This is a genomic window from Photobacterium makurazakiensis, from assembly GCF_050336715.1.
GTDB lineage: Bacteria > Pseudomonadota > Gammaproteobacteria > Enterobacterales > Vibrionaceae > Photobacterium > Photobacterium makurazakiensis.
On the sequence record NZ_JAKJSJ010000118.1, the window covers coordinates 1 to 6061 of the forward strand.

Below are 6061 nucleotides of genomic sequence, written 5' to 3' on the forward strand. Positions count from 1 at the left end.
TCATTGACACTTGGCGTAAAGGTATACGCACTGTCTTCATTCACACTCGTTGCAGGCGTACCTGAAATCGTCGGCGCGTCGTTGGTGTTGCCAACATCGATCCCAAAGGCAGCCAAGGCGTCACTGGCTTCCGCACTGTCTTTAACGGCAATGACGATATCGCTGTATTGACCAACGTCATCATTGGTCGGCGTGCCGCTCAAAGTACCKGTGGCAGTATCAAAGCCTGCCCACGACGGCTTGCCGGTGATGCTGAAGCTGTGGCTATCGTCCTCATCAACATCATTGACGCTTGGCGTAAAGGTATACGCACTGTCTTCATTCACACTCGTTGCAGGCGTACCCGATATCTCTGGCGCATCGTTGGTGTTGCCAACACTGATCCCGAAGGCAGCCAAGGTGTCACTGGATTCCGCGCTGTCTTTAACGGCAATGACGATATCGCTGTATTGCCCAACGTCATCATTGGTCGGCGTGCCGCTCAAAGTGCCTGTAGCAGTATCAAAGCCTGCCCACGACGGCTTGCCGGTGATGCTGAAGCTGTGGCTATCGTCCTCATCGACATCATTGACACTTGGCGTAAAGGTATACGCACTGTCTTCATTCACACTCGTTGCAGGCGTACCTGAAATCGTCGGCGCGTCGTTGGTGTTGCCAACATCGATCCCAAAGGCAGCCAAGGCGTCACTGGCTTCCGCGCTGTCTTTAACGGCAATGACGATATCGCTGTATTGACCAACGTCATCATTGGTCGGCGTGCCGCTCAAAGTACCGGTGGCAGTATCAAAGCCTGCCCATGACGGCTTGCCGGTGATGCTGAAGCTGTGGCTATCGTCCTCATCAACATCATTGACACTTGGCGTAAAGGTATACGCACTGTCTTCATTCACACTCGTTGCAGGCGTACCCGATATCTCTGGCGCATCGTTGGTGTTGCCAACACCGATCCCGAAGGCCGCTAAGGCGTCACTGGCTTCCGCGCTGTCTTTAACGGTAATGACGATATCGCTATACTGCCCAACGTCATCATTGGTTGGTGTGCCGCTCAAAGTACCTGTAGCAGTATCAAAGCCTGCCCATGACGGCTTACCGGTGATGCTGAAGCTGTGGCTATCGTCCTCATCAACATCATTGACGCTTGGCGTAAAGGTATACGCACTGTCTTCATTCACACTCGTTGCAGGCGAACCCGATATCACTGGTGCATCATTGACATTCACCACTTCGAGGCTGAATGCAGCAAGGCTGACTGTCTCAATACCATCCGAAACACTAATAACAATGTTTGAACTGGTACCGACATCACCATTGGTCGGCAGGCCTGACAACACGCCACTCGCACTGCTGAAACTTGCCCACACTGGCTGATTTTCAATGCTGAACGTCAGATCATCACTGTCAGCATCGCTATAACTTGGACTAAAGCTATACACCGCATCTTGGTTAACGGTTGTAGCTGGAGAACCCGATATCACCGGCGCATCATTGACATTGACCACTTCAAGATTGAATGCAGCAAGACTGGCGGTCTCAGTACCATCCGAGACGCTAATGACAATGTTCGAGCTGGTCCCGACATCATCATTATTCGGCTGGCCCGATAATACGCCAGTCCCGGGGTTGAAATTCGTCCAGCTCGGCTGATTTTCAATGCTGAAGGTCAGATCATCACTGTCGGCATCGCTATAACTTGGACTGAAGTTATACACCGCATCTTGGTTAACGGTTGTAGCTGGAGAACCCGATATCACCGGCGCATCATTGACGTTCACCACTTCGAGATTGAAGGCCGCAAGGCTGGCGGTCTCTATTCCATCCGAGACACTGATGACAATGTTTGAGCTGGTACCGACATCACCATTGGTCGGCAGGCCTGATAACAACCCAGTCGCGGGATTGAAATTCGTCCAGCTCGGCTGGTTTTCAATGCTGAAGGTCAGATCATCACTGTCCACATCGTTAACCGTTGGGCTGAAGCTATACGCCGCGTCTTGGTTGACTGAGGTAGCTGAAGAGCCCGATATAGTTGGGGCATCATTCACATTCACCACTTCAAGGTTGAATGCAGCAAGGCTGGCGGTCTCAATACCATCCGAGACGCTAATGACAATGTTCGAGCTGGTACCGACATCACCATTGGTCGGCAGGCCTGATAACACTCCAGTCGCGGGGTTGAAATTCGCCCAGCTCGGCTGGTTTTCAATGCTGAAGGCTAAATCATCACTGTCGGCATCATTGGCACTTGGGCTGAAACTATATACCGCGTCTTGGTTTACGCTAGTCGCAGGCGTGCCCGAAATCACCGGCGCGTCGTTGATGTTGACCACTTCAAGATTGAACGCTGCCAAGCTCACCGTCTCGGTGCCATCACTGACCTTGATCACGATATTCGAGGTGATGCCAACATCATCATTATTTGGCAGGCCTGACAATACCCCTGTCGCGGGATTGAAATTCGTCCACGAAGGCTGGTTTTCAATGCTGAATGTCAGATCATCACTGTCAGCATCACTGTAACTTGGACTGAAGCTATACACTACATCTTGGTTAACTGAGGTGGCTGGTGAACCTGAAATAGTTGGGGCATCATTCACATTCACCACTTCAAGGTTGAATGCAGCAAGGCTGGCGGTCTCAATACCATCCGAGACGCTGATGACAATGTTTGAGCTGGTACCGACATCACCATTATTCGGCAGGCCTGATAACACCCCAGTTGCGGGATTGAAATTCGTCCACGAAGGCTGGTTTTCAATGCTGAACGTCAGATCATCACTGTCGGCATCGCTATAACTTGGACTGAAGCTATACACTGCATCTTGGTTAACTGAGGTGGCTGGTGAACCTGAAATCGTCGGTGCGTCATTGACGTTCACTACTTCAAGATTAAACGCCTGCAAGCTAACGGTCTCAGTACCATCCGAGACGCTGATGACAATGTTTGAGCTGGTACCGACATCACCATTATTCGGCAGGCCTGATAACAACCCAGTCGCGGGATTGAAATTTGTCCACGCTGGCTGATTTTCAATGCTGAACGTCAGATCATCACTGTCAGCATCGCTATAACTTGGACTGAAGCTATACACCGCATCTTGATTGACGCTAGTCGCTGGCGTACCTGAAATCGTCGGTGCGTCATTAACATTCACCACTTCCAAATTGAACGCTGGTAAGCTGGCGTTCTCAATACCATCCGAGACGCTAATGACAATGTTTGAGCTGGTACCGACATCGCTATTGGTTGGCAGGCCCGATAAGACGCCAGTCCCGGGGTTGAAATTGGTCCACGCGGGCTGATTTGCAATGCTGAACGTCAGATCATCACTGTCGGCATCGCTATAACTTGGACTAAAGCTATACACCGCATCTTGGTTAACGGTTGTAGCTGGAGCCCCTGAAATAGTTGGGGCATCATTGATATTCACCACTTCGAGGTTGAATGCAGCAAGACTGGCAATCTCAATACCATCCGAAACGCTAATGACAATGTTTGAGCTGGTACCGACATCGCTATTGGTTGGCAGGCCCGATAATACGCCTGTCGCGGGATTGAAATTCGTCCACGCTGGCTGATTTTCAATGCTGAACGTCAGATCATCACTGTCGGCATCGCTATAACTTGGACTGAAGCTATACACCGCATCTTGATTCACTGAGGTGGCTGGTGAACCTGAAATCGTCGGTGCGTCATTGACGTTCACTACTTCCAAATTGAACGCTGGTAAGCTGGCGTTCTCAATACCATCCGAGACACTAATAACAATGTTTGAGCTGGTACCGATATCGCTATTGGTTGGCAGGCCCGATAAGACGCCAGTCCCAGGATTAAAATTGGTCCACCTCGGCTGATTTTCAATGCTGAAGATCAGATCATCACTGTCGGCATCGCTATAACTTGGACTGAAGATGTACACTGCATCTTGATTCACTGAGGTGGCTGGTGAACCTGAAATAGTTGGTGCATCATTGATATTCACTACTGTGAGATTGAACGCTGGTAAGCTGGCAGTCTCAATACCATCCGAAACACTAATAACAATGTTTGAGCTGGTACCGACATCGCTATTGGTTGGCAGGCCCGATAAGACGCCAGTCCCGGGGTGGAAATTTGTCCACGCTGGCTGGTTTTCAATGCTGAACGCCAAGTCATCATTATCGACATCGCTGGCACTTGGGCTGAAACTATACGCCGCGTCTTGGTTAACTAAGGTAGCTGGAGAGCCCGATATAGTTGGTGCATCATTCACATTCACCACTGCCAGATTGAACGCTGCCAAACTTACCGTTTCGGTGCCGTCACTGACTTTAATCACGATGTTCGAGGTAGTGCCGACATCGCTATTGGTCGGCAGGCCTGACAACACCCCGCTCGCACTGCTGAAACTTGACCAGGCTGGTTGGTTTTCGATGCTGAAGGTCAGATCATCGTTGTCGATATCACTCGCTACTGGCGTGAAGCTATAGCTGGCACCTTGATTGACTGAGGTCGCAGGTGAACCGCTAATTACAGGTGGAGTATTTATGGAAATAATTTCAGCAGAAATGTTTGCCAACGTAATATTTCGAAATTCGAAATTATTTGTAGCTTTCTCTGAGGTATAAGTTATTTCAATTTTTGAGACATTATCATAACCAGAGCTAGGCCAAATTAGATTATCAAATGCAAAGTCACTCAATGTAACATTAGAAGTTCCGACATTTTGGCTTCCTGAAAATTGATGAGAGGCAATAACATTATTACTCATATCTGACAAAGTAATATCAAATTGGGTAAGCGTTGTGGTTCCAGCATAAGAAGCTATGCTAAGGTTTATCACTGTTGCCGACTTCATAGTACTCCCGCCTTCAGCCTGGAATACAACTGTACTAGTCAAAATGCCGTCACTCTCATTACTTAAATAAATAACACCGTCAAATGATCTAAAATCATTACTGACAATGAACTTATCGCCCTGCGTCTTAAAACCTGCTCCCCCTGAACCGGTACCTCCTAAATTCCCAAAATCATAAGTACCATCGCTAGTGCCTAAAGTCATAGCATTTGCTGTCGCAACAGTGCCCGATAGAATCAAAATGAGAATAAACAGCAGGTTCGATAAAGCAGATCCTACTTGTCCAAAGTACTGTCGACAATCCATTGTAATCCCTACCTCGTTTCAAGAAATATCATCGCGCACAGCAAAAGCACCCAATTGCATATAGAATAAACATATAGCACAGTTTGAAATATTACCGCTTCCTTACACCGAGGCATTTATGCCGAAAACTCAGCAATACTTGTAATTAATTAACTAAGAGATAGAGGGATTTTCATGGAATTTATAATGGGCGGCACAATATTATTTGGTGGTAATTTCGCTCCAAAAGATTGGGCTTTTTGCAGTGGACAACTAATATCAATCAGTGAAAATCAGGCTCTTTTTGCAATACTAGGGACTACATGGGGAGGTGATGGACGTACTAATTTCGCTCTGCCTGATTTACGAAGTCGCGTTCCAGCTGGAGTGGGTACAGGTCCAGGCTTAGCGTATGAATCAAGACTTGGGGCTAAAGTTGGTAATGATATGACTCAACTAACAATCCCTAACCTGCCATCTCATTCCCACTCAGCAACTTTCACACCAACAAGTACAGGGGCATCATTAACAGCGGTATCTCAATCAGAAGCAACTGCGAAAATGTTTGTCTCTGATTCAGACGGCGAAACCAATCAACCCGCTGGTAATTATTTAGCTACGACCAAAGATGGTCGAAATGACGGCGACAATATCTATAACGGTAGTAAGGGATCATCATTTCTTGCTGAACAGGCAATAGATGTTGAGGTTAATACCACAACAACTATTACTGGAACAGGTAGTACTGATGGCACGGTTACAGTCGGGACGACAGGCGGTGGGGAGAAATTTAGCAACATCCAGCCGACATTAGGAATAAACTATATTATTGCAATACAGGGGACTTTCCCATCTCGGAACTAAAGTAAAAGTAATATTATACGTCAGCAACCTTTCGCATGAATCAGTCGTTTGCTAACGATATAATTAATATAAAACCT

The 6061-nt window shown here is 47.7% G+C and carries 2 protein-coding genes; one reads left to right on the forward strand and one right to left on the reverse strand.

Annotated elements, in window-relative coordinates; translation table 11 throughout:
* Positions 1-5141: putative Ig domain-containing protein (locus L4D09_RS28350; RefSeq protein ID WP_428460884.1), on the reverse strand; the 5141-nt coding region annotated here is incomplete at its 3' end.
* 174 nt (positions 5142-5315) lie between these two features.
* Between L4D09_RS28350 and L4D09_RS28355 the strand changes: the two genes are divergently transcribed.
* Positions 5316-5984: a phage tail protein gene (locus L4D09_RS28355; RefSeq protein ID WP_428460885.1), complete on the forward strand. Its 669-nt coding sequence runs from the start codon at positions 5316-5318 to the stop codon at positions 5982-5984.
* Positions 5985-6061 lie beyond the last annotated feature (77 nt).

Excerpts from the sequence above, each read along its gene's own strand:
- L4D09_RS28355 (WP_428460885.1), top strand. The coding sequence starts at position 5,316 with ATGGAATTTATAATGGGCGGCACAATATTATTTGGTGGTAATTTCGCT.